Raw genomic sequence first — 22,928 nt, 5'->3', positions numbered from 1 at the left:
AGTCATACGCGCACCTCCAGGCTCTGCGCCGGGGCGGCATTAGCGGTCAGCGCCGGGTGAAAGCAGCGCACCAGGCGCCCGGGCAGCGGCTCGGTCTGCTCGGGCTGGGCCTGGCAAGCGGCAGTGGCGCGGGCGCAGCGCGCGGCAAAGGCGCAACCGGGCGGCAGCTGCAGCATATTGGGCGTCATGCCCGGAATCTGCTGCAAGCGGCTGCCGCGCCGGTTGTTGGCCGGCAGGCTGCCGATAAGGCCAGCGGTATAGGGGTGCAAGGGGCTGTCCAGCACGGCGTCCACGCCGCCTTGCTCAACGATGCGGCCGGCATACATCACGGCGACTTCGTCGGCCAGCCCCGCCACCACCGACAGGTCGTGGGTGATCCAGATCAGCGCCGTGCCCTGCTGGCGCGCCAGCTTTTGCACCTCGGACAGGATCTGCGCCTGGATGGTCACATCCAGCGCCGTCGTGGGCTCGTCAGCAATGATCAGATCGGGCCGGTGCAGCATGGCGGTGGCAATGGCCACGCGCTGGCGCATGCCGCCCGAGAGCTGGTGCGGGTAGGCCTGCAGGCGCTCGTCGGGGCTGGCAATGCCCATCATCGCCAAGGTCTCGCGGGCCCGCTCACGCGCCTGGGCCTTGCTGACCGAGGTGTGGGCGCGCACCGCTTCGATCATCTGCGTGTCCACGCGCAACACGGGGTTGAGCGTCATCATCGGGTCCTGGAAGATCATCGCGATGCGGTTGCCCTGCAGATGGCGCAGCTCACGGGGCGTGATCTTGGTGATATCGCGGCCCTGGAACAGGATCTCGCCGCCCGTCACGCGGCCCGGCGCATCGACCAGGCCCATGATGGAAAAACCAGTGACGGACTTGCCCGAACCGGACTCGCCCACCAGGCCCAGAATGCGGCCCCGCTCCACGCTGAAAGACACATCATTGACCGCGCGCAGGGTGCCGGCGCGGGTCGCGAACTCGGTGCGCAGATTGCGCACCTGCAAGGTGGGCACGCTGCTCATCGGGTGTTCCTCGGGTTCAGGACATCGCGCAGGCGGTCGCCCACCAGGTTGATCGCCACGATGGTGACCAAGAGCGCAATGCCGGGGTAGAAGCTGATCCAGTACTGGCCCGAGAGCATGAACTGGTAGCCGTTGGAGATCAGCAGACCCAGTGACGGCTCTGTCACCGGCACGCCCAGGCCCAGAAAACTCAGGGTAGCCTCCAGGGTGATGGCGCGGGCGATCTGCAAGGTGCCGATCACGATCAGTGGCGGCAGGCAGTTGGGCAGGATATGGCGCACCATGATGCGCCAGTTGGGGATATCGAGGCAGCGCGCCGCCTCGACATACTCGCGCCGGCGCTCGACCAGGGCCTGGCCGCGTGCGGTGCGGGCGTAGTAGGCCCATTCCAGGATCACCAGGGTCAGCACCACATTGCCCACGCCCTTGCCCAGGTAGGCCAGGATCATCATCGCCACCAGGATCGAGGGGAAGGACAGGATCAGATCGACCACGCGCATGATCACCGTGTCCGTCTTGCCACCGGCATAGGCGGCCAGCAAGCCCAGCAAGGTGCCCACCACGCCGGCAATCAGCGCCGATCCGACGCCCACCACCAGGCTGATGCGCAGGCCGTAGAGAATCGCGGAGTACAGATCGCGGCCCTGGCCATCGGTGCCCAGCAGGTAGCGGAAGCTGTCCAGGCCATTGGCCGAGCCCGGCGGCAGCCGCGCATCAAGCACATCGAGCTGCTGCAGGTCATAGGGGTTCTGCGGCGTGATCCAGGGCGCCACCAGCGCCGCCAGAATCAGCACCACGGCGACGATCAGGCCAAACAGCGCCAGGCGCGAGGCCATGAAATCAGCCACATGCGCGCGCCAGGGCGAGGGTTGGCGCAGTGCCTTGGCCGGAGCCGTGCCCACGGGGGTGTTGGTACTGCTCATGCTGCGCCTTCCAGGCGCACGCGGGGGTCGAGCACCTTGTACAAAATATCCACGACCAGATTGAGCGTGACAAACAGGCAGACCACCACCACCAGGTAGGAGACGATGACCGGCCGGTCCAGCGCATTGATGCTGTCCAAAATCAATTTTCCGGCGCCCGGCCAGGAGAAGATGCTCTCGGTCACCACCGCAAAGGCGATGGTCGAGCCCAGCTCCAGCCCCAGCACGGTGACCAGCGGAATCATGGTATTGCGCAGCACATGCAGGCCCACCACGCGCAAGGGCGACAGGCCTTTGGCGCGGGCAAACTTCACATAGTCCAGCGGCAGCACCTCACGCACACCGGCGCGTGTCAGGCGGATCACCAGCGAGATCTTGAACAGCGACAGGTTGATAGCGGGCAGCAGCATGTGCCTGAGGCCATCAGTGGTCAAAAACGACCACTGCGCGCCGAGAAACTCCACCGTCTGGCCGCGTCCGCTGGACGGCAGCATGCCCAGCGAGACGCTGAAGGTCATGATCAGCATCAGTCCGACCCAGAAGGTGGGCAGCGAAAAGCCCACAATGCTGCCGGCCATGATGGATTTGGAAAACCAGCTGTCCGGATACAAGCCGGCCAAAAGGCCCAGCGGCACGCCCAGCACCACGGCGATGAGCAGCGCAGCAATCGCTAGCTCCAGGGTGGCGGGCAGGCGCTGCAAGATCAGCTCGATGGCCGGCACGTTGTAGACAAAGCTCACGCCCAGGTTGCCCTGCAGCGCACCGCCGACAAAGCCCAGGTACTGGCGCCACAGCGGCTGGTCAAAACCCAGCTGGGCGATGATGCGCGCGCGCTCGACCTGGTCCACGTCCTGGCCGATCAGAATATCGACCGGGTTGCCAATGGCATGCAGGCCCACGAAGACGATCACCGTCATCAGCAGCACCACCACCACGGCCTGCGCAAGGCGGCGCAGCAGCCAGCCGATCATGGTGCGCCCGCCTTGTCCAGCAGCGCGGCGGTCTGGCCAGGCGGCTCGGCTGGCGTCCACTCATCGCCAAACACCTCGGGGTCGCTGAAGGCCTGCAGCTTTTCGAAGTGCCACTGCACATCTTCGGCATACAGACGGCTGCTGATGCCCTGGGCCAGGCGCTCGGCGCCCACGCTGATCGCAGGAATATCGCCGGACACCGTGCCATGCGTCAGCGCGGCCGGGTAGGAGAACGCATGGATGCGCTCCAGCCCCGGGCAGGCGCCGGGAATCTTTTGCTGCAGCTCAAAGGCCGGGCCCAGGTCGGGCGAGTCGGACAGCTCCTGGTCGTCCTCGCCCTCGGGGTGGCGGAAGCGGTCGCCCCAGTTGCGCACATGGGCGGCAAAGGGGGCAAACTCGCTGCGCGAGGTCCAGTCGATGCGAAAGCCGGTGGAGAACACGACAAAGTCGAGGTGGAACACGCCTTTGGAGGTATGTACGCGGATCTCGTCGCCGGTCCATTCCATGCGCTCAATCGCGCAGCCCAGGTTGAAGCGGGCGTTGGCATGGCGCGAGACGCGCAAGGTGCTGCCCCGGGGTGGCGGCACCTGCTGCACATTGATGTAGTGGCGGATCTTCCACTTCCAGTCGTCGGGCAGCTGCAGATGGCCGTAGGTGAGGCCCGGGCTGCCAGCCCCCTTGCCCTTGTTGACGCGGGGAATGTCCTTGCGGCGGATCAGCAGATCGACGCTGGCCGCGCCGCTCTCCAGCGCCGTCGCTGCGCTGTCCATGGCCGAGGCACCGGCCCCCACCACGCCGATGCGCTGGCCGGCCAGTTGGGTGTAGTCCGTGGTGTCCGACGAATGGGCCCAGCGGTCGCGCGGCAGGCTGTGGGCCATCTCGGGCACATAGGCGCCGCCCAGGCCGTCGCGGCCGGTGGCCAGCACCACATGGCGGGCCAGCACCTGGCGCTTGCCGCTGGGCGTGTCCAGGTCCAGCTGCACGACACCATCGGCACCGCGCGGGCGCACGGCCAGCACCTTGTGGCCGTTGTGCACCGGCAGCGCCAGCACCTGGCGGTACCAGCGCAGGTAGTCCATCCACTGCAGGCGCGGGATCTTGTCGAGCGCCTCCCAGGCCTCCAGGCCGAACTGCGACTCGAACCAGGCGCGGAAGGTGAGTGCCGGTTTGCCCAGCGCCGGGCCGGTGAGCTGCTTGGGCGAGCGCAGGGTTTCCATGCGTGCCGTCGTCGCCCAGGGGCCTTCAAAGCCCGCCGGCGACTGGTCAAAAATCTCGGCCGGCACGCCCATAAAGCGCAGCGCCGCGCATGCGGCCAGGCCCGACATGCCGCCGCCAATGATGGCCACGGGCAGCACCGGCACGCCCTCCAGCGCGGTCTCGGGCAGCCAGTCCTTGGCGGGCAGGTCCAGCCAGGCCAGGTCCTGGCGCACCCGGGCTTCGAGTGCGGCCAGCCCCTGGGGCGGCAGTAAACGGTCGTCGTTCATTCGTGGTTCTCTCAAAGTTCTTGGGGGCCCGCGCCGGGCCGCTGGCCCTCGGGCAGCATCTCTTCCAGCAGCGCGGCATGGGCCCGCGCGTCATGCAGTACAAAGCCGGGCAGCAGCGCCTGCGCCACCTCGGTCAGGGCCTGGCACAGCGCATCCATGGCCGGCGTGCACGGCGTGGCCTGCTGGCTGACCACGCCAAACAAAAAGGGGATTTCGGTATCCAGCGGCCGCACCACCACGCCTTGCAAGGGCAGGCCCAGCGCTGTCACCGGCTCCAGCACCGATACGCCCAGGCCCGCGCGCACAGCGGCCATCGCGTTGACCGAGGCATTGGTTTCCATGAACTGGGTCTGGCCGGGCTGCGCGCCAGGGCGGGCTGCGGCAAAGGCCTCATCCAGGCGCCCGCGCAGCCGGTAGGGGTTGGCCATGGTGATGATGCGGCGCTCAGCCAGCGCCAGCAGTGGCACCACGTCCAGTGCGGCCAGGGGATCGCCTTCGGGCAGCACCGCCACGCAGGGTGCGCGGCCAATCCAGTGCACCTGCAGGCCCCGGTGCTCCAGCGGCAGGCTGCTCACGCCCAACTGGGCGGCACCGGTCAGCACGCCTTGCGCCACCTGCTCGGGCGATGCGCTGCGCAGCTGGATGTGCGAGATGCTCTGCGCCATCGCGCCTTCGAGCCGCGCCAGCGCCGCAGGCACCAGGCCCGCGGCCAGCGCCGGCGTGGCCAGCAGGTTCAGCGGGCGCTGGCTACCGCCTGCGATCTCGCGGGCGCGCTGGCGGATTTGCTGCAGGCTGTGCAGCGCATGGGCCACGTCCTCATACAGCAAAAATCCTTGTTCATTGGGGGTAATGCGCGGGCCATTGCGGCTGAACAGCGCGTAGCCAATCTCCTGCTCCAGCTCCTGCACCAAGCGGCTGATCGCCGGCTGCGAACGGCCCAGCATGCGGCCGGCGGCCGTCACGCTGCCGGTCGAGATCACGGCCGCGAAGGCCTCAAGCTGGCGAAGTTCCATGGTATTGAATGCGAAAACCGCATTCTGAAGCATTGAGTATGCAATTCACAAATACTAAATCAGCATATCCAAATAGCAGAAGCGTATTTACCCGCGTAGAGGCAGGAGCCCGGTCTGCCGCTACGGAGAATGGGGGCGCAAAAAAGGGAGCCTGCGCTCCCTGTGTGTGGATGTAGTGGCTGTGGTGGCTGTGGTGGCTGCCGCTGTGCAGCTCAGAGCCCCAGCTTCTTGGCCACGTAATCGGCATCCTTGTCGCCCCGGCCCGAGAGGTTGACGAGGATGTTGACCCCCTTGTCCAGCTGGGGCGCAATGCGCATGGCCCAGGCCACGGCATGGGCGCTTTCCAGTGCCGGGATGATGCCCTCGACCCGCGACAGGGTCATGAAGGCCTGGAGGCAGGCCTTGTCGTCTACCGCCTGGTAGTCGACCCGGCCCAGGTCCTTCAAGTAGCTGTGCTGCGGGCCCACGCCGGGGTAGTCCAGGCCCGAGGCGATGGAATGCACGGCCGCGGGGCTGCCATCGGCGTTTTCCAGCACATAGCACTTCATGCCATGGATGGCGCCGGGCTTGCCCACCGACAAGGTGGCGGCATGCTTGCCCGGCTGGTCCACGCCCTCGCCTGCTGGCTCCACGCCCACCAGCTTCACACCGGCATCGGGCAAAAAGGCCGTGAAGATGCCCATCGCATTGGAGCCGCCACCCACGCAGGCGGCCACATAGTCGGGCAGCTTGCCGTGGCGGGTCTGGAACTGCTCGCGCGCCTCGCGCCCGATGATGGATTGGAAATCGCGCACCATCTTCGGGAACGGGTGCGGGCCCACGACCGAGCCGATGGCATACAGGTAGTTCGTCGGGTCCTTGAGGTATTCCTCAAACGCGCTGTCCACCGCCTCCTTCAAGGTCGCCTGGCCAAAGGTCACCGGCACCAGCTTGCAGCCCAGGATGCGCATCTTGGTGACATTGGGGTGCTCCTTTTCGATATCGACCTGGCCCATGTGGATCTCGCAGGGGATGCCCACCAGCGCGCAGGCCGTCGCCAGGGCCACGCCATGCTGGCCGGCGCCGGTCTCGGCAATCACCTTGGTCTTGCCCATGAACTTGGCCAGCAGCGCCTCACCCAGGCAGTGGTTGATCTTGTGCGCTCCCGTGTGGTTGAGGTCCTCGCGCTTCAAGTGGATCTGCGCGCCGCCCAGCTGCTCCGACAGGCGGCGGGCATGGAAGATGGGGCTGGGGCGGCCCACATAGTCCTGGAACAGCTGCTGGAGTTCGTCCTGAAAATCCTGGCGCTGCACGATCTGGTCATAGGCCACAGAGATATCGTCCATGGCCTGCTTGAGGTGCGGCGGCACCAGCTGGCCACCGTAGGCGCCAAAGAAACCGTCGGCATCGGGCATGGCGGCAAAGTGCATTGTTGTCATAAAGCTGCGTTGTCTCCGTGATGGCAAAGCCTTGTTGATACCACAGCGCCCCCGGCAAAACCTTGCAGGTTTTCCCGATGCCACAATAGCTGCCATGAAAGCTGACGCCGTTCGTGATATCGCCCTGGCCCACGCCATCGAAACCTCGCCCCCCCATGAGGCCCTGCCCAGCGCCGCGCGCTGCGAGGCCATCACGCAGGAGGTGCTGCACACCTTGGGCAAACCCGCCTTGGGTGGCAGGGCCGGCCAGGCTGCCTTTGCCCAGTTTTTGCAGCTGCGCGCCAAGCGCATCATCCAGGCCAGCCAGCTGCCCGCCGATGTGCGCCAGCTGTGGCAGCATGCCCCCGGCCTGGCGCGCTGGGCACCGCTGGCCATCGGCTTGCTGGCGCTGTGCTTTGGCTTTGCCAGCCACCGCATTACCGACCCGCACCGGGTCGATCTGCTGTCGCTGTCCCTGATGGGCATCGTGCTGTGGAACCTGCTGATGTATGCGGTGCTGCTGCTGCGCAGCCTGCTGCGCCTGGCGCGGCGCCAACCCGCCAGAGTGGCCCCTTGGGAACCCGCACAACTGGCCGCCAGCGGCGCAGCCCCCAGCGCCACAGTTTCCGACGAGCACCCCGGCTGGCTGGCCCGGCTGCGCGGCAAGGCCATGCCCGCGCTGCGCGGCAGCGGCCTGCGCAAGATGGCGCTGCGCTTTGAGCGCAACTGGTGGCTGGCCAGCGAAGGCGTGCGCAATGCCCAGTGGCTGCAGTGGCTGCACCTGGGTGCTGCGCTGGTGGCAGTCGGCGCGTTGGCCTCGCTCTGGCTCACGGGCCTGACCAAGGAATACCAGGTCGGCTGGGAGAGCACCTTTCTGTCGGCCACGCAGGTGCAGCACTGGCTCAACATCCTGTTCGCCCCCACCCAATGGCTGCAGTGGACGACGCCCTGGAGCCTGGCCGACATCCAGGCGCTGCAGGGCTGGGTGAGCAGCAGCCTGCCGGCGGCCCGCGCTGCTGGAGCCGCAGGCGCCGAGGCCATCGTAGTCCCCGCCTCCAGTGTGGGCGAGCGCTGGGTCTGGGCCTATACCGCCTTGCTGGGCGCCACCGTCGTGCTGCCCCGCTTGCTGCTGGCCGCCTGGCAGGGGCTGCGCGCGCGCTGGCGCCGCCAGCACCTGCAGCTACCGCTGAACCAGGCCTACTTTGCCCGCCTGCAGCGCGACTTTGGCGGCCTGGCCACGCGCCTGGTGCTGCTGCCCTTCAGCATGGATGTGACCCCGGAGCGCCGCGCGGCGATCGACCACCATGCCATCGGCCTGTATGGCGCCGGCGCCCATGTCGACTGGCTGCCGACCTTGGCCTATGGCGCGCCGCTGCCGGCTGTTGATATCGCCCCGGCTGCGCAGGCGATTGCGCTTATCAACCTGTCGGCCACACCCGAGGCCGAGGTGCACGGCGAGCTGCTGACCCAGCTGCGCAACCGCTATGGTGCCAATGGCCAGCTCTGGCTCTGGGCCAGCGATTTTGCCGCGCGCAACACCGGCGCGCCCCGCCGCCTGCAGGAGCGCGAAGCCCTGTGGCAGGAGTTTGCCCAGCAGCACGGCTTCAACGCCCAGCTGATCACCACCGGCACCTGACGAGACCCGCACGATGACCGAGATGACCAACGCGCCCCCACTCCCCGCCGCCGTGCCACAAGAGGCGGACGGCGCCAGCGACCAGACCATCGCCTGGTGCCTGCTGTCGCACACCAATATCGGCAAGACCACCCTGGCGCGCACCCTGGTGGCCGAGGACATTGGCGAAGTGCAGGACGCCGCCCATGTCACCAGCCAATCGCAGCGCTACTTGCTGCAGCGCACGGAACAGGGCGATGAACTGTGGCTCTGGGATACGCCGGGTTTTGGTGATTCGGTGCGGCTCTACAACCGCTTGAAGCAGCAGGGCAACCCGCTGGGCTGGTTTCTGTCGAATGTCTGGGACCGCTGGCGCGACAAGCCCTTCTACATGAGCCAGCGCGCCTTGCAGGCCGCGCGCGACCATGCCGATGTGATGCTCTACCTGGTCAACGCCGCCGAAGACCCGGCCGACGCGGGCTACTGGGCCAGCGAGATGCGCATCCTGCAGTGGATGGACAAGCCCGTGCTGGTGCTGCTCAACCAGATTGGCAGCGACACCACGGCCGCGCAAACCGCCGCCGACCTGCAGCGCTGGCGTGCGGCAACGGCCGAGTTTGCCGGCACCGTGCGCTCGGTGCAGGTGCTCGATGCCTTTACCCGCAGTTGGTGGCATGAAAAGCAGGTCATGCAGTCCATCGCCCCGCTGCTGCCCGATGCCAAGCAGCCGGCCTACCAGCGCCTGCTGCAAACCCGCGCCGCGCGCCAGCAGCAACGCGAAGCGGCCAGCCTGCAAGCGCTGGCCGAGCAGCTGCTGCTGGCGGCCACCGCGCAGGAGACCGTGCAGGCCAGCGACAACAAGCTCTGGCAGCGCGCCTGGAGCAAGGTCAGCGGCTCGGTCGCCCAGGCCATCCGTGGCAGCGGCCCGGATGGCGCCGAGCTGAGCCCCGAGCAGACCGCCGCGATGCAGCGCCTGACCCAGTCACTGCAGCAGGCCGACCTGGCCAGCACCCAGGCCTTGCTGGCGCTGCACCAGCTCGACGGCCAGGCGGCCAGCCAGATCCAGCAGCAGCTCAAGGACCACCTGAAAACCAGCACGCCGCTGGACCCGCAGACGGCCAGCCTCTGGGGTGCACTCACGGCCGGCGCCGCCACGGGCCTGGGTGCCGACATGGTCGCCGGCGGCATGACCTTGGGCGCCGGTGCGCTGGTGGGCGCGCTGGTGGGCGCCGTCACCTTTGCCGGCGCGGCCTGGAGCGCCAACAAGATGTTTGACCAGCAGGCCCAGCGCTTTCACCTCTCGCCCGACTACCTGAGCGCCTTGACCGGGCAGTTGCTGCTCAAGTACCTGGTGATCTCGCACTTTGGCCGGGGGCGCGGGCGCTACACCAGCCCCAGCGCACCGCAGCAGTGGAGCGAAGCCGTGCAAGCCGCCGTGCAGCACCGCGCCATGCAGTGGCAGCAGCAGTGGAAGGCGCTGGGCAGCCTGTCGCCGGAGGCGGGCTTAAGCGATGAGGCACGCGCCGCCTATTTGCAGGCGCTGCAGCTGCAGCTGGGCGAATGCCTGCACCAGGCACTGGAGCGCTTGTACCCGGACATCGATAGAGCAGCAGCCAGTGCTAATTCAAATATTCAATAAAAACAAGCAATTACAAAATAATCAGCTGTAAGCAACCTCCATTCGCATTGACCCGCTTGTTTTTTGCAGGTGCCCACCGCAGCATGGAAATGCCATGGCAATGCGGCCAGGCATTCAAGCAACATAACGACAGGAGAGTTTTATGCGCAATACCTGGAAAGCCTGGATCAGCGGCCTGGCCCTGTGCAGCACAGCAGCCGTCTTTGCCCAAACCCCGGCAGCGGGCACGGCACCGGCGGCCAAACCGGCACCTGCCGCCAAGGCCGCGCCGGCGGCCCCCACCGCTGCAGCAGCTGCCGACAAAGCCAAGGCCAAGACCCCAGCCCCCGGCGGCGGTGCCGGCAAGGTCTGGGCCAATACCAGCTCCAAGATCTACCACTGCCAAGGCGACCGCTACTACGGCACCACCAAGCAAGGCGAGTACATGACGGTGGCAGACGCCAAGGCCAAGGGCATTCAACCCGCCAAGGGCAGCAAGGCCTGCAACAGCTGATCGAGCCCCACCCCAACACACTCCACCCCGCGCACACTGGCGGGGTTTTTTTATGTTCCCCGGCGCTGCGCCAGCCACTGCCACCAGCGCTTGCCGTAGCCGGCAATGCCTTGGGGGAACAGCAGCACCAGCAGCAAGATCACCGCGCCCAGGGTGGCGCGCCAGTAATCGGTGTTGCGCGCCATGGCGTCATGCAGCCAGGTAAAGCTGAAGGCGCCCAGAATCGGGCCTACCAAGGTTTGCACACCGCCGAGCAGCACCATGACCAGGCCATCGACCGACTTGGCCACCGACATGGTCTCGGGCGAGATGCTGCCCTTGGAGAACGCGAACAAGGCCCCCGCCAGCCCGGCCACCGTGGCGGCCAGCACAAAGCCCATCCACTGCACTTGGGCCACCGCAATGCCGATGGCCTCGGCGCGCAGTGGCGCATCGCGGCTGGCGCGCAGCGCATAGCCCAGGGGGGCATACAGCACCCGCCACAGCGCCAGCACACCAGCGGCGGCCAGCAGCAGGGTCAGCAGGTAGAACCAGCGCTTGTCCTCCAGCCAGCTGGCCGGCCAGACGCCAGTGAGGCCATTGCTGCCGCCGGTGACCGAATCCCACTGAAAGGTGGTGGCCCAGATGATCTGCGCAAAGGCCAGGGTCAGCATCGAGAAATACACGCCCGTCAGCCGCACGGCGAACCAGCCCGTCAGCAGGCCGCCCAAGGCCGCGAGCAGCGGCGCCAGCAACAGCGCCCATAGCATCGGCAGGCCTGCGGCGTTCAGCAGCAGCGCCGCGCCATAGGCGCCCAGGCCAAAAAAGGCCGCATGACCAAAGGAATGCAGGCCGGCCGGCCCCATCAAAAAATGCAGGCTGGTGGCAAACAGCGCGGCAATGACCAGGTCCACCATCAGCACCAAGGTGTAGGACTGCGCATCCACCACCCAGGGCAGGGCCAGCAAGGCCAGCAACACGGCGGCACCGACCGCCTTCAAAGCGGGCGGTGGCGCACGCAGCGGCTGCTCACGCAGGCCATGGCTGCGGCTGGCGGCCTGGGGCTTGCCCAGCAGGCCCCAGGGGCGCAGCACCAGCACCACGGCCATCACCAAAAAGTCCGCCACCAGGGTCAGCTGCGGAAACGCGATATCGATGCCCGCGATCTGCACCACGCCGAGCCAGATGCACAACGCCTTCACGGTAGACACCAACAGCGCCGCCACAAAAGCCCCAGTGAGTGAGCCCATGCCGCCCACCACCACCACGACAAAGGCCGAGCCAATGGTCTGCAGATCCAGCTCCAAGGTGGCGGGCTCGCGCGGCAGCTGCAAGGCGCCGCCCAGGCCGGCCAAGGCGGCGCCCAGCGCAAACACCGCCGTGAACAGCCAGGCCTGGCGCACACCCAGGGCGCCCACCATCTCGCGGTCTTGCGTAGCAGCGCGCACCAGCATGCCAAAGCGGCTGCGGTGCAGCAGCAGCCAGGTGGCACCCAGCACCAGTGGGCCCACGGCGATCAGAAACAGGTCATAGGTGGGAAAAGCGCGGCCCAGAATATCAACCGCGCCGCCCAGCCCTGGCGCGCGCGGGCCCAGCAGCTCATCGGGCCCGCAGAGCCAGAGCACGGCATCCTTGATCACCAGCACCAGCGCAAAGGTGGCGAGCAGCTGAAACAGCTCGGGCGCCTTGTAGATGCGGCGCAGCAGCAGCACCTCGACCACGCCGCCCAGCAACCCGACGGCGATGGCCGACAGCGGCAACGACAGCCAAAAGCCCCAGCCGCCGCCCAGCGGCGCCAGCGCCTCGGCCAACGCGTAGGCCGCGTACAGCCCCACCATGTAGAAGGAGCCATGCGCAAAGTTGACGATGCGGCAGACCCCGAAAATCAGCGACAGCCCGGCGGCCACCAGGAACAGCGACGAGGCGCCGGCCAGGCCGTTGAGCAGTTGCACCAGCAGACCTGAAAAACTCATGCGGCTCCCTGCGCGTGTTGCAAACCCTGTCTCTCGCCAGTCACCAGTCGCCGGGTCTTGCACCCGCTGCGACTGGCCCGGCAGCGCCGCTTATGGCTGCGGACGCATCTTGCGCACTTCTTCGTCGCTGGGCAGGTAGTCCTTGCCATCGCGGTAGACATAGTCCACCAGCTCGCCCTTGCCGCCCACGTTCTTGAGCTTGCCCACATAGGCGCCCATGGTCGATTGGTGGTCCTGTGCGCGCCAGGTGATGGGGCCAAACGGCGACATCAACTGCAGGCCTTCAAAGGCCTTGATCAGCGCATCGGTGTCGGTGCTGCCGGCCTTTTTGATGCCCTCGGCCAACGACTTGATGCCGGCATAGCCGACCACCGAGCCTTGGCGCGGGTAGTCCTTGTACTTGGCCTGGTAGGCGTCAAAGAAGGCCTTGTGCTCGGGCGTCTTCAAGCTGTGCACGGGGTAGCCGGTGACGATCCAGCCATTGGGCGTTTCGTCTTTGAGCGTGTCCAGGTACTCAGGCTCGCCGCTGAGCACGCTGACCACGGCGCGCTCCTTGAACAGGCCGCGCGTATTGCCTTCGCGCACAAACTTGGTCAGGTCGGTGGCAAACAGCACGTTGAAGATCGCATCGGGCTTGGAGTCCGCCAGCGCCTGCACCACGCTACCGGCATCGACCTTGCCCAGCACGGTGGCTTGCTCGGTGACGAACTCCACATCAGGTTGCGCCGCCTTCATCTGGGCCTTGAAGGTGGCCACCGACGACTGGCCGTATTCGTAGTTGGGGTAGACCAGGGCCCAGCGCTTTTTCTTGAGCTTGAGCGCCTCTTCGACCAGCATGGACACCTGCATGTAGGTGGAGGGGCGCAGGCGGAAGGTGTAGGCATTGCCATTGCTCCAGACCATCTTGTCCGTCAGCGGCTCGGTGGCCAGGTAGAAGAACTTGCGCTGCTTGGCAAAGTCGGTCAGCGCCATGCCGGTGTTCGACAGAAAGCCGCCGGCCAGCACATCGACCTTTTCACGCGCAATCAGCTCCTCGGCCACGCGCACGGTGTCGCCCGGGTTGGCATTGTCATCGCGGGTGATGAGTTCGAGCTTCTTGCCGTTCACGCCCCCTGCGCGGTTGACCTCGTCCACCGCCAGCTCCATGCCGCGCTTGTAGGGCTCCAGAAACGCGGGCTGGTTCTTGTAGCTGTTGATCTCACCGATCTTGATGACACCAGCGGCCTGGGCAGCCGAGGCCCCCAAACCAGCAAGCACCAGCGCGCTGGCAGTGCGGGACAACAGACGGTAGCGGGCAGAAATACGCATGCAAAAGTCTCCAGGTGGGACCGGCCTCCTAGCAGAGGCAGGCGCTGACATTCAGGCCGCTATTGTGACGGCTTCCGCGCGCGGCCAGCGCCCATGCCCGCAAAGGGCAGCCGCCCTGCGGCGTCGGCCCCGGTTTTGACCGCTTGGTGCAACAGGTTTTGCGGCCATCTGCCAAGCGCCAACGCGTTTGCAACAGCGGCTCAGGTACCAGAGGCGGCCGATAGTCGTCTCTAAAGTTTGCCAAATGTCCACACCGCTCATCCCCGCAGCAGGTAGCGCGACCCAGCATCCCCTCTCGCACCAGCCTGGTTATCTATTTGAAAAATCAAATCATTTTTATGTTATTTATTGCCTTTGACTATTGTTTAAATATCATCAATTCATTCATTTAATCCAAGGCGGGATCACGCATATGTCTAACCGTACGTTTGTGGCGCACAGCCCCTTGGGCGAGCAATTGCAGTTTCGCTCGCTGGAGGGCAGTGAGCAGATCTCCCGCTTGTTTGAGTACCGGGTCCGGCTCATCAGCGAATCTCAGGGAATCTCTGCCAAAAGCCTTCTGGGTCAGGACATGAGCATCGAGATCGATCTGACCACCAAGATCCATGGCAGCGACATACGCTTTCTCTCTGGGCAAATCACCCAGTTCACTTTTACCGGCAGAGAGGGCGCGTTCTACGCCTATGAAGCGGTACTGCGTCCCTGGCTATGGCACGCCAGCCGGCGCACGGATTTCAAGATTTTCCAGTTCAAGAAAGTGCCAGACATCGTCAAGGAAGTACTGGCACCGTATGGCTTTCTCGTCGACGACAAGCTCATCGGCAACTACCGCAGCTGGGACTACATGGTGCAGTACGGGGAGAGCGACTTCAACTTCGTCTCGCGCCTGCTGGAGATGGAAGGCGCCTACTTCTTCTTCGAACACCGCAACGGCAGCCATAGCTTGGTGCTGGCCGATGACATTGGCAGCCACAGCCCGCTGCCCCACGGCCCCAGCACCCATCCCTACTACGCAGGCGATCGTGCCGCCCATGTGCACGACGAAGATTTTCTGGACACCTGGGTGTTCGCCGAAGACATCGCATCCGGTCACTTTGCTGCCGATGACTACGACTTCGAACGCCCCAGAGCGATACTGGACACCCGGCAGCATCAGCCGGCTGGCCATACCGAAGACAGCCGCGAGCGCTACGACTGGCCCGGTGGCTACACCGATGTCACCGATGGAGAAAACTATGCCCGCGTGCGTATCGAACAGCAGCACGCCCAGCGTGAAGTGGTGCAAGGCGACGGAAATGCGAGAAACATCGCACCAGGCTATCTGTTCACCTTCAGCAAATACCCGCGCAGCGACCAGAACAAGGACTACCTGATCGAGTCCGCTTATTACCGCTTTGCAGAGAATGTGCGCAGAAGTGACGGAGGCGGTGCAGACCATGGTGCCAGCTACCGCATCCGCTTTTCTGCCGTGCCCAAAAGCACTGCCTACCGCAGCCAGCGCAGCACCCCCAAGCCCCGCACCACAGGCCCCCAGACTGCTGTGGTGACCGGGCCACCCAACGAAGAGATTTACACAGACCGATACGGCCGCGTCAAAGTGCAGTTCCACTGGGACCGCTATGGCACGAAAAACGAAAACTCCAGTTGCTGGATTCGTGTCTCCCAAACCTGGGCCGGCAGCAACTTCGGCAGCATGCACATCCCGCGCATCGGGCAAGAGGTGATCGTCGATTTTCTCAATGGCGATCCCGACCACCCCATCGTTACCGGCCGGGTCTACAACGCCATGCAGATGCCGCCCTGGGATTTGCCAGCCAATAAAACGCAGTCCGGCATCAAGACCAACTCCAGCAAGGATGGTGCCCCCGGCGCAGGGGAGAAAGACGGTGCAGGCGATGCCAACGCCATCCGCTTTGAAGACAAAAAGGGCCAGGAGCAACTGTGGCTGCATGCGCAAAAAGACCAGCTCACCGAAGTCGAGAACGACGAAGACAAGTGGGTGGGCAACGACAGGCGCAAGGTCATCGACCGCGACGAATTCAACACCATCCACCGCGACCGTACCGAAGTGGTGGACCGCAACGAGAAGATCGATGTACATGGCTGGCGCACCGAGGAGGTGGACCTCGATGAAACCCTCACCGTCCACCAAAACCGCAAACGCCGCGTCGATCTGAAGGAGTCGGTAGACATCGGCATCAGCCGTGACAAGACCGTGGGCCGCAACGAGACCGACAGCATCGGCAACAACTGGACCATCGACGTCGGCGTGCTCAAAACGCAAACCATCGGCATGGCCTACCTGCAAAACGTCGGCGCCATCAAGATGATGAACATCGGCGTGAACTACATGCAGAACATTGGCATGTTCATGCAAACCCACGTGGGGATGAACCAAAGCCTGAGCGTGGGCGAGAACCAGAGCACCAAGGTCGGCAGCAAGCAGACCACCCAGGTAGGCGAGCAGTATTCGCTCACCGTCGGCGGCGGAGGTGGTGGTGGTAGTGGCGGCAGCGCAGGGGGTGGCGCTGCAGGCGCTTCCATGAACATCGTCAGTCCCGGCGGTGAAGGCGGCGGTAGTGGTGGTGGCGGCAAAGCCTCCAACATCAGCATGACGGGCCAGAACGTCACCGTCACCGCCGCCAATATCCGCCTGGAAGCGCAGCAAGAAATCATCTTCAGCTGCGGCGACAGCACCCTCAAGATAACGCCCGGCCGCATCGAGATTCTGTCGCCCGAAGACCGCTTGAACTGCTAGTGCGTTCACAGCGCCCCCCATCTCGACATCGCTATTCACCCAACTCCAGGAGACCCCTCTCATGAGTGGCCAACCCGCAGCCCGCAAGGGCGATCGCGTCGCCAAAGGCAAGATCGTTCAAGGCTCACGCACCGTGCTTATCGGCAGCCAAGGCGGCATCGCCTGCTCCGAATGCCCCGGTGGCATCACCGTCAGCTCGCCCGTCAATCCGCAAATCGGCGCCAAGGTGTTGCTGGGCGAAGAAGACCTGGACTTTGCGCTGCCTGGCGCGCTGCCCCTGGTCTGGCAGCGCCGCTACAGCAGCTACGTCAACCCCAGCCACGGCGCCGCCTGCGGGCTTTTAGGTTACGGCTGGCGCTTGTGGCATGAGCTAAGCGTGGCGCTGCAAGAAGACAGCACCTTGCTGTTTGATGCCAATGGCCGGGTCATCACCTTTGACGAGCCCCTGCCCCCAGGCGGCCAGCTTTACAGCGCCAGCGAAGGGCTGTGGCTGCTGCGCGGGGGTGGTAGTGGCGGCGATGGCAAAGACGCAGGCACCGCGCCCTGGGCCAGCGATGCACGCTGGCGCCACATCGCGCCCGCGCTGGCGCGCAGTGCGGACACCATCCTCGCGGCCAGCGGCAATGGCGATACCCTCTGGCACTTGGGCACCGTGCCCACCCAAGCCCCCCCGGGCGGCGCTACAGACCGCTGGCGTTTGCTGGCCGTCTCAGATCGCCTGGGGCGCATCCAGCGCTACCAGTACAGCGACGGCAGCCAGCGCGACGCCACCCACAGCCGCCCTCTGCCGCTGGGCATGCTGGTCGCGCTGATCGATGGTGCGGGGCGCCACTACCGCTTGCGGCAGCAACGCATCCACAACGGCAAGAAGGCGCAAGACCCCCATGCGCTTTGGGGGGCAGACGACGGTTGGCGCCTGGTCTCGGTGGAGCTCTTCCAAGACCCTGTCACCCCCTTGCGCGGCTCCATCACCCTGGTGCGCTACGGCTACAGCGACGAAGGTGACCTGGTGACCGTACACAACCGCGCGAACGCCCTGGTGCGTACCTTCCAGTGGGATCACCACCGCATCAGCGCCCACCGCATTGCCCAAGGCCCCTGGCACCACTACCGCTACGAAAGCAAAGCGCCTGGTGCGCGCGTGATCGAGCACAGCAACCAAGAGGGCCTGGGCTACCGTTTTGACTACCAGCCGTTGCCTGACAGCCCGCAAGGCCTGCCGCGCGCCAGCACCCGCGTCAGCGACAGCCTGGGCCGCGTGGAAACCTACCACTTCGAGGGCGCTCCGGGCTTGTCGCGCCTGGTGGCCCACGACAAGGCAGACGGCAGCCGCTGGCTGCAGGCCTACGATGCCTTTGGGCGCCTGACCTGCAGCACCGATCCATTAGCGCGCAGCACCTACCTGCGCCGCGACGGCCAGGGCCGCATCACCGGCATGCAGCTGCCCGGTGGCGGCAGCACCCAGCAGCACTACGACGACGCGACCGGCCGGCTGTTGCACAGCACCGATGCGGCCGGTGCCTGCACACGCTACCAGTACGACCAGTGGGGCAGAGTGACGCAGACCACCCAGGCCGATGGCAGCTACGAACGCTACCATTACCCAAGCCCCAGCGAGTCACCCCTGCACTGCGACAGCCCCTTGCGCATCGAAGACGCCCACGGGGCCAGCAAGCGCCTGAGCTGGAGCAACGCGGGCCAACTGCTGTCCTACACCGACTGCTCCGGCCATACCAGCCACTACCGCTACGACCGCTACGGCGCGCTGGCAGAAACCACCGACGCCAGGGGCGTGCCAGAACGCTACCTGCGAGATGAACAGGGCCGCCTGGTTGCCATCGAGTGGCAAGGCCCTTTGGTAGAGCGCTACCACTACAACGAAGCCGGCCACCTGGTACGCATCGACCCCGCCCAAAAGACGGACAGCCCCCCATCCGCGGGCCATGCTGACCAGGCAGGCCCTGCAGACCACAGCATTCATCTGAGTTATGACCTCTGGGGCCGGCTGCTGCAACGCAGCCAGGGGGGCCTGAGCATAAGCCTGGAATACGACAGCGCTGGTCGCCTGACCCGGCTGGTGAACGAGAACGGCGCCCAAAGCCGCTTTGCCTGGGACACACAAGACCGCCTGGTGCTGGAAGAAGGCTTTGACCAACGGCTGCAGCGCTACCAGTGGGATGCAGCCGGCCAGTTGCGCACCAGCAGCGACGGCAATGCCATGCACCAAAGCACCACCCGCTACACCTGGGACAGCAGCGCCAGATTGGCCCAACGCCAATGGCCCGCCACCGCGCATGCACCCGCGCAAACCCACCACTACCAGTGGAACGCTGCCGGGCAACTGACCGCTGCCAGCGTGTGGCTGCAGCCCGTATCGGCTGAAGATGCCGGCCAGCCTCTGCCCGCCCAGCTGCAAAGCCAAATTAGCTTGCAGCGCGACGCCTTGGGCCGCATCACCGGCGAAGTGCAACAGCTCTACCGCAGCGATAGCAACGGCCACCCCGCGCCCTCGGCCGCGCTGGAGTACGAACACCGCATCAGCCACGGGCTGGACGCCTTGGGCAACCGCCAGCACAGCCATCTACAAGGCCTGGGCACCATTGCCTGGCAGCGGTATGGCGCAGGCCATGTGCATGGGCTGCAGCACAACGGCAATACCCTCGTCGACATGGAGCGCGACGCCTTGCACCGAGAAACCCGGCGCAGCCTGGGTGCCCCCGGCCAGGCGGACGGCCCCACCCCCATCCAGGTACAACGCCAATGGGACAGCCTGGGCCGCCTGTCCACCACGGCCACCCAGGGCCTGCAGCTACCCACATCGGCAGACCCCGCCGCCCCGCCCCTGGCTTTGCACCTGGTCGGCCAGATCGCCGGCAGACGCTACCGCTACGATGCGCTGGGCCAGCTCAGCGACATCGAGCAAGCGGGGGCCGGCGGCCAGCCCGCACAACTGCTGCGCTATGCCTATGACACCGCCGGTCGCCTGCGCGCATCCGCAGAAGGCCTGCGCCCCACCAGCATGCAAGAGTGGCGCACGGACCCCGCCGGCAACCGCTTGCCCGGCCCCGCCCCCAGCGCAGACAACCCCGGCAGTGACTCCCAGCAATGGGCCGCCCAGGTGCACGCCCACTGGCGGCAAGAAAGCTTTAACCTGCTCGGCCTGGGCCACCTGGCCGCCTACCAACGTGGCCCAGTCAAACAATGGGACGACAACCGCATCGGCTACAGCAGTGACTGCGTATGGCGCTACGACGAATTCGGCAGGCGCATCGAGCAGCTGCAATCGCTAGCCACCAACGCGCAAGGCCAGCCCCAGCGCAGCCGCCAAGAACTGCGCTACGACGGCAACCACCAACTCATCGAGGTCCACACCGCCTACAGCGATGGCAGGCCAGCGCAGCAGCTGCGCTACACCTACGACGCGCTGGGCCGCCGCCTGAGCAAAAAAAGCAGTACCGCAGCGGCCGAACACACCAGCTACTACGGCTGGGACGGAGAGCGGCTCATCCACACCGAGCACCTGCGCCCCGGCCCCGATAGCCCCGATGGTCAACCTTGCCGGCACATTGAACACACCATCTACGAAGACGGCAGCTTTACCCCGCTGGTGCGGCTCAGCACCACCGCCCAGCTCAGCGAGCACCAACAGCCGCCCCTGCTGCTGCGCGCGCTGCAGGCGGGGATGGCCGGAGGGGACAGCAGCGATGGAGACAGTGGAAGCGGTGGTAACAGTGAAGCTGACGACAGCAACACCCAAGCGCTGGCCCTGATGCAATCCATGCTCAGCGCCATGCCCGCCAGCATGCAAGAGCAGGCCGAGCAGAACATGCAGCAGGCGCTGCAAAGCACTGCCATGCCAGCTTCCTCCGCATTCATGGGCGAGACCGCTCAACGCGGCGCCCAGCTGCTGCAAGGCATGCGCGAGCAGCTGCAGCGACAGCAACAGCAAGCCCACGCCCGCATCGCCACCCACTACTACCACTGCGACCACCTGGGCACTCCGCTGGCTTTGACCGATAGCAAAGGCCAGATCGCATGGGCCGCCAGGCTAGACCCCTGGGGCAATGTGCTCGATGAGTACGACCCGCATGGGATTGGGCAGCCGATGCGTTTACCGGGGCAGATCCATGACCTGGAGACGGGGCTGTATTACAACCGGCACCGGTATTACGACCCGCAGGTTGGGGGGTATATCACGCAGGATCCGATTGGGTTGGCGGGAGGAACAAACAAATCAAAATACCCACTCAATCCCATGATGTGGATAGATCCTTTAGGGCTTGACCCAACACAGCCTCCTGCAAGAGGGCCAGACCTCGGAAAAACGAAGGACTGGTGGGATAAGGCGCAAGACATACTGAGTTGGAAAGAAAATGTAGAAAAAGGTAGAGAGATTAAAAAAGAGCAGGATATCCTCATGTGCAAGGCAGAAAAAGAAATTTCTGATCGCGTGGAAAATGATCAGTTGACACCAGAAGCAGCTAAATTAGCTTTAGCAGCCAAGAAATTATCGATCTATGCAGACGGCCCAATATCGGCGGCGGTTGAGAATATTCAATCTGGATTTATTGTCAATTCTCAAATTTCTTATGGCTACTACACATCGCCCTCAAGAAATTGCGTTGATTTACTCCAATCAACACATCCTACATTTGATTTTTTCAAATAAATTAATTGATGCGTATTATACGAATGCCACATTATAAAATAATATTTATCTCTTCATTAGCGTCATTGATTTTATGCACCGCCATGATTTCAACAACTATTGCAACCACTATATCTATCAACGATGAAATAGTTCGCCTAGTAATAGCGGGATCAAATTTCCTTTTGGGTCTCAGTATAACAATTTATTCATCAAAGAAGATAGCAAAAACCTACGCTAGTACAATAGCTTATATTTTCGCCACTTTCTATTTCCCTCCTACATTTGTTATTCCTAAATTCATCTGGATCAACATCATCACCCTCTTAAAAGAAATAAACACCTTAAATTTCATGACGTTTTTTAAATTATTAACATTTGAGGCTTTGGTGATTTTTTCTCGCGTAATGCCATCCTTAATAATATTATTTTTAAGTTGCGGCATATACTCACTTGGGAAAATACTTTTATTAAAATTAAAAAATAAATAAACATCACCAATTGATATATATTTATAAAATACATTTTACATTATAGAAAATATCGCGATATAACTTCCATGAGCGAAACCGCCCAAGTGCTGCAAGGCATGCGTGAGCAGCTGCGGTTACAGCAAGTCCATGCCCGCATCGCCACCCACTACTGCCAGTGCGACCACCTGGGCACTCCGCTGGCCTTGACCGATAGCAAAGGCCAGATCGCATTATGGACCCGGAACACCATTCGAAAATTACGAAGAATATGAAAAATCTCTTCGAATGTGTGTACCAACAACCTAGGTTAAATTATTTTGGCTGCTCAGAAAATATCAGTTTGGATGGCAATATACCTTGCTATCTATGTAACATTCTCACTATGGTCGTTTTATGATGATATGAAAAATAGAAAAATAAATTCAATGGTGATAATTGAATTTATAGGAGCGACCTTTCTTGTAATATCGACTTTAGCTTACTTCAATTTAGCAATCAATATTTTTTTCGATAATGTATGGTCAACAATATACACACTTGGAATGTGCTGTCTTATTGTATTTTTAATTCTCAAAATAAAAATATCTTTCTTAAATTTCAGATCTCTTTCCATGAAAGATATATTGATCGATTTCTGCAGCTTTTTATTTGTCATTTTTTTTAATATGCCACTAATTTGGTATGGCAGTGAGTTTCTTAGAAATTAAAATCTTTTTGGATCGTCTCCTCGGATTTGAAGTGCAACACATCAATCTCACGTGACTTGCACATATGAGTTCACGACAAACGCACTTGCAGCCAGCAGGTCACCTGATCCATGCCTCGTTGATCCAGCAATTCGTTGCCCAACGTAGGTGCGTCAATAACGAGTTGCGCCTTGGTAAGCCGTACATCCGCTATCCGTACGCCAGGCGGAGAAAATAATTATGCGCAAATGGGTCCTATGGCCACTAACGATCGTGCTACTGCTAGCTGCACTCGTCTTGCTCATGTGGGCGGTACAAACTACCTGGCTGGGTTCCTTTCCTGGAAAGGACAAGCTGAAGTACGCGACATGGGCTGGGCTAGAGCTGGGGGGAGCGGTTCTCTGTCTGATCGTTCCCATCCTGCTGTGGGTGAAGCGTTGGAGAAGCAAAGAGAAGTGATAACACGCCTCGCTCCTCCTTCTGCAGCCAATTCTTCTCGACATGCACGGACGCGCGCACAGCTTCTGCCACTTTGACAGATGCCGCATGCGGCAA

General features: G+C 63.3%; 14 protein-coding genes. 6 read left to right on the top strand and 8 right to left on the bottom strand.

Annotated features, from left to right (window positions below):
- Nucleotides 1-2 precede the first annotated feature (2 nt).
- The 6 genes from M2375_RS12200 to trpB form a co-directional block, all read right to left on the bottom strand.
- Entirely contained in the window at nucleotides 3-1,013 is a 1,011-nt protein-coding gene (locus M2375_RS12200; protein WP_259167134.1) for an ABC transporter ATP-binding protein, read from the bottom strand.
- Nucleotides 1,010-1,936, bottom strand: coding sequence for an ABC transporter permease (locus M2375_RS12195; protein WP_259167133.1), 927 nt, complete (start codon nucleotides 1,934-1,936; stop codon nucleotides 1,010-1,012). The genes M2375_RS12200 and M2375_RS12195 overlap by 4 nt, the downstream gene beginning before the upstream one ends.
- Complete coding sequence (locus M2375_RS12190) at nucleotides 1,933-2,907, bottom strand: ABC transporter permease (protein WP_259167131.1); 975 nt, start codon at nucleotides 2,905-2,907, stop codon at nucleotides 1,933-1,935. Before M2375_RS12190 ends, M2375_RS12195 begins: the two co-directional genes overlap by 4 nt.
- Entirely contained in the window at nucleotides 2,904-4,391 is a 1,488-nt protein-coding gene (locus M2375_RS12185) for a SidA/IucD/PvdA family monooxygenase (RefSeq protein ID WP_259167128.1), read from the bottom strand. The genes M2375_RS12190 and M2375_RS12185 overlap by 4 nt, the downstream gene beginning before the upstream one ends.
- Nucleotides 4,392-4,402: 11 nt before the next feature.
- Complete coding sequence (locus M2375_RS12180) at nucleotides 4,403-5,404, bottom strand: LysR family transcriptional regulator (protein WP_259167126.1); 1,002 nt, start codon at nucleotides 5,402-5,404, stop codon at nucleotides 4,403-4,405.
- Nucleotides 5,405-5,616: 212 nt separating this feature from the next.
- Nucleotides 5,617-6,822 (bottom strand): tryptophan synthase subunit beta, encoded by a 1,206-nt coding sequence (trpB, locus tag M2375_RS12175; RefSeq protein WP_259167125.1) that lies wholly within the window; start codon nucleotides 6,820-6,822, stop codon nucleotides 5,617-5,619.
- A gap of 94 nt (nucleotides 6,823-6,916) precedes the next feature.
- Between trpB and M2375_RS12170 the strand changes: the two genes are divergently transcribed.
- The 3 genes from M2375_RS12170 (at nucleotide 6,917) to M2375_RS12160 (ending at nucleotide 10,548) form a co-directional block, all read left to right on the top strand.
- Complete coding sequence (locus M2375_RS12170; protein ID WP_259167124.1) at nucleotides 6,917-8,437, top strand: DUF2868 domain-containing protein; 1,521 nt, start codon at nucleotides 6,917-6,919, stop codon at nucleotides 8,435-8,437.
- Nucleotides 8,438-8,450: 13 nt separating this feature from the next.
- Nucleotides 8,451-10,055 (top strand): DUF3482 domain-containing protein, encoded by a 1,605-nt coding sequence (locus M2375_RS12165; RefSeq protein WP_259167122.1) that lies wholly within the window; start codon nucleotides 8,451-8,453, stop codon nucleotides 10,053-10,055.
- Between the two features lie 142 nt (nucleotides 10,056-10,197).
- Nucleotides 10,198-10,548, top strand: a complete 351-nt coding sequence (locus tag M2375_RS12160) for a signal protein (protein ID WP_259167120.1) — start codon at nucleotides 10,198-10,200, stop codon at nucleotides 10,546-10,548.
- 50 nt (nucleotides 10,549-10,598) lie between these two features.
- On the opposite strand, the gene M2375_RS12155 is transcribed toward M2375_RS12160, so the two are convergent.
- Nucleotides 10,599-12,500: an ABC transporter permease gene (locus M2375_RS12155; protein ID WP_259167110.1), complete on the bottom strand. Its 1,902-nt coding sequence runs from the start codon at nucleotides 12,498-12,500 to the stop codon at nucleotides 10,599-10,601.
- 90 nt (nucleotides 12,501-12,590) lie between these two features.
- Nucleotides 12,591-13,808, bottom strand: a complete 1,218-nt coding sequence (locus M2375_RS12150; protein WP_259167108.1) for an ABC transporter substrate-binding protein — start codon at nucleotides 13,806-13,808, stop codon at nucleotides 12,591-12,593.
- A gap of 412 nt (nucleotides 13,809-14,220) precedes the next feature.
- Here M2375_RS12150 and tssI point away from each other — a divergent pair, with 412 nt between their 5' ends.
- The 3 genes from tssI to M2375_RS12135 all read left to right on the top strand — a co-directional run bounded on the left by tssI (nucleotide 14,221) and on the right by M2375_RS12135 (nucleotide 21,959).
- Complete coding sequence (gene tssI / locus M2375_RS12145; RefSeq protein WP_259167105.1) at nucleotides 14,221-16,566, top strand: type VI secretion system tip protein TssI/VgrG; 2,346 nt, start codon at nucleotides 14,221-14,223, stop codon at nucleotides 16,564-16,566.
- A gap of 61 nt (nucleotides 16,567-16,627) precedes the next feature.
- Nucleotides 16,628-21,235, top strand: coding sequence for an RHS repeat-associated core domain-containing protein (locus M2375_RS12140; protein ID WP_259167088.1), 4,608 nt, complete (start codon nucleotides 16,628-16,630; stop codon nucleotides 21,233-21,235).
- Nucleotides 21,236-21,773: 538 nt separating this feature from the next.
- The gene (locus M2375_RS12135; protein WP_259167077.1) at nucleotides 21,774-21,959 is read left to right on the top strand and encodes an RHS domain-containing protein; all 186 of its coding nucleotides are present in this window, start codon (nucleotides 21,774-21,776) and stop codon (nucleotides 21,957-21,959) included.
- The last annotated feature ends 969 nt before the right edge of the window (nucleotides 21,960-22,928 follow it).

It is taken from the genome of Comamonas sp. BIGb0152 (genome assembly GCF_024809975.1).
Taxonomy (GTDB): Bacteria; Pseudomonadota; Gammaproteobacteria; order Burkholderiales; family Burkholderiaceae_C; genus Comamonas.
Note: the sequence above shows the minus strand (reverse complement) of the source record. Positions and strands in the feature narration are given on the sequence as shown.

Excerpts from the sequence above, each read along its gene's own strand:
- M2375_RS12200 (WP_259167134.1), bottom strand. The coding sequence starts at position 1,013 with ATGAGCAGCGTGCCCACCTTGCAGGTGCGCAATCTGCGCACCGAGTTC.
- M2375_RS12195 (WP_259167133.1), bottom strand. The coding sequence starts at position 1,936 with ATGAGCAGTACCAACACCCCCGTGGGCACGGCTCCGGCCAAGGCACTG.
- M2375_RS12190 (WP_259167131.1), bottom strand. The coding sequence starts at position 2,907 with ATGATCGGCTGGCTGCTGCGCCGCCTTGCGCAGGCCGTGGTGGTGGTG.
- M2375_RS12185 (WP_259167128.1), bottom strand. The coding sequence starts at position 4,391 with ATGAACGACGACCGTTTACTGCCGCCCCAGGGGCTGGCCGCACTCGAA.
- M2375_RS12180 (WP_259167126.1), bottom strand. The coding sequence starts at position 5,404 with ATGGAACTTCGCCAGCTTGAGGCCTTCGCGGCCGTGATCTCGACCGGC.
- trpB (WP_259167125.1), bottom strand. The coding sequence starts at position 6,822 with ATGACAACAATGCACTTTGCCGCCATGCCCGATGCCGACGGTTTCTTT.
- M2375_RS12170 (WP_259167124.1), top strand. The coding sequence starts at position 6,917 with ATGAAAGCTGACGCCGTTCGTGATATCGCCCTGGCCCACGCCATCGAA.
- M2375_RS12165 (WP_259167122.1), top strand. The coding sequence starts at position 8,451 with ATGACCGAGATGACCAACGCGCCCCCACTCCCCGCCGCCGTGCCACAA.
- M2375_RS12160 (WP_259167120.1), top strand. The coding sequence starts at position 10,198 with ATGCGCAATACCTGGAAAGCCTGGATCAGCGGCCTGGCCCTGTGCAGC.
- M2375_RS12155 (WP_259167110.1), bottom strand. The coding sequence starts at position 12,500 with ATGAGTTTTTCAGGTCTGCTGGTGCAACTGCTCAACGGCCTGGCCGGC.
- M2375_RS12150 (WP_259167108.1), bottom strand. The coding sequence starts at position 13,808 with ATGCGTATTTCTGCCCGCTACCGTCTGTTGTCCCGCACTGCCAGCGCG.
- tssI (WP_259167105.1), top strand. The coding sequence starts at position 14,221 with ATGTCTAACCGTACGTTTGTGGCGCACAGCCCCTTGGGCGAGCAATTG.
- M2375_RS12140 (WP_259167088.1), top strand. The coding sequence starts at position 16,628 with ATGAGTGGCCAACCCGCAGCCCGCAAGGGCGATCGCGTCGCCAAAGGC.
- M2375_RS12135 (WP_259167077.1), top strand. The coding sequence starts at position 21,774 with ATGAGCGAAACCGCCCAAGTGCTGCAAGGCATGCGTGAGCAGCTGCGG.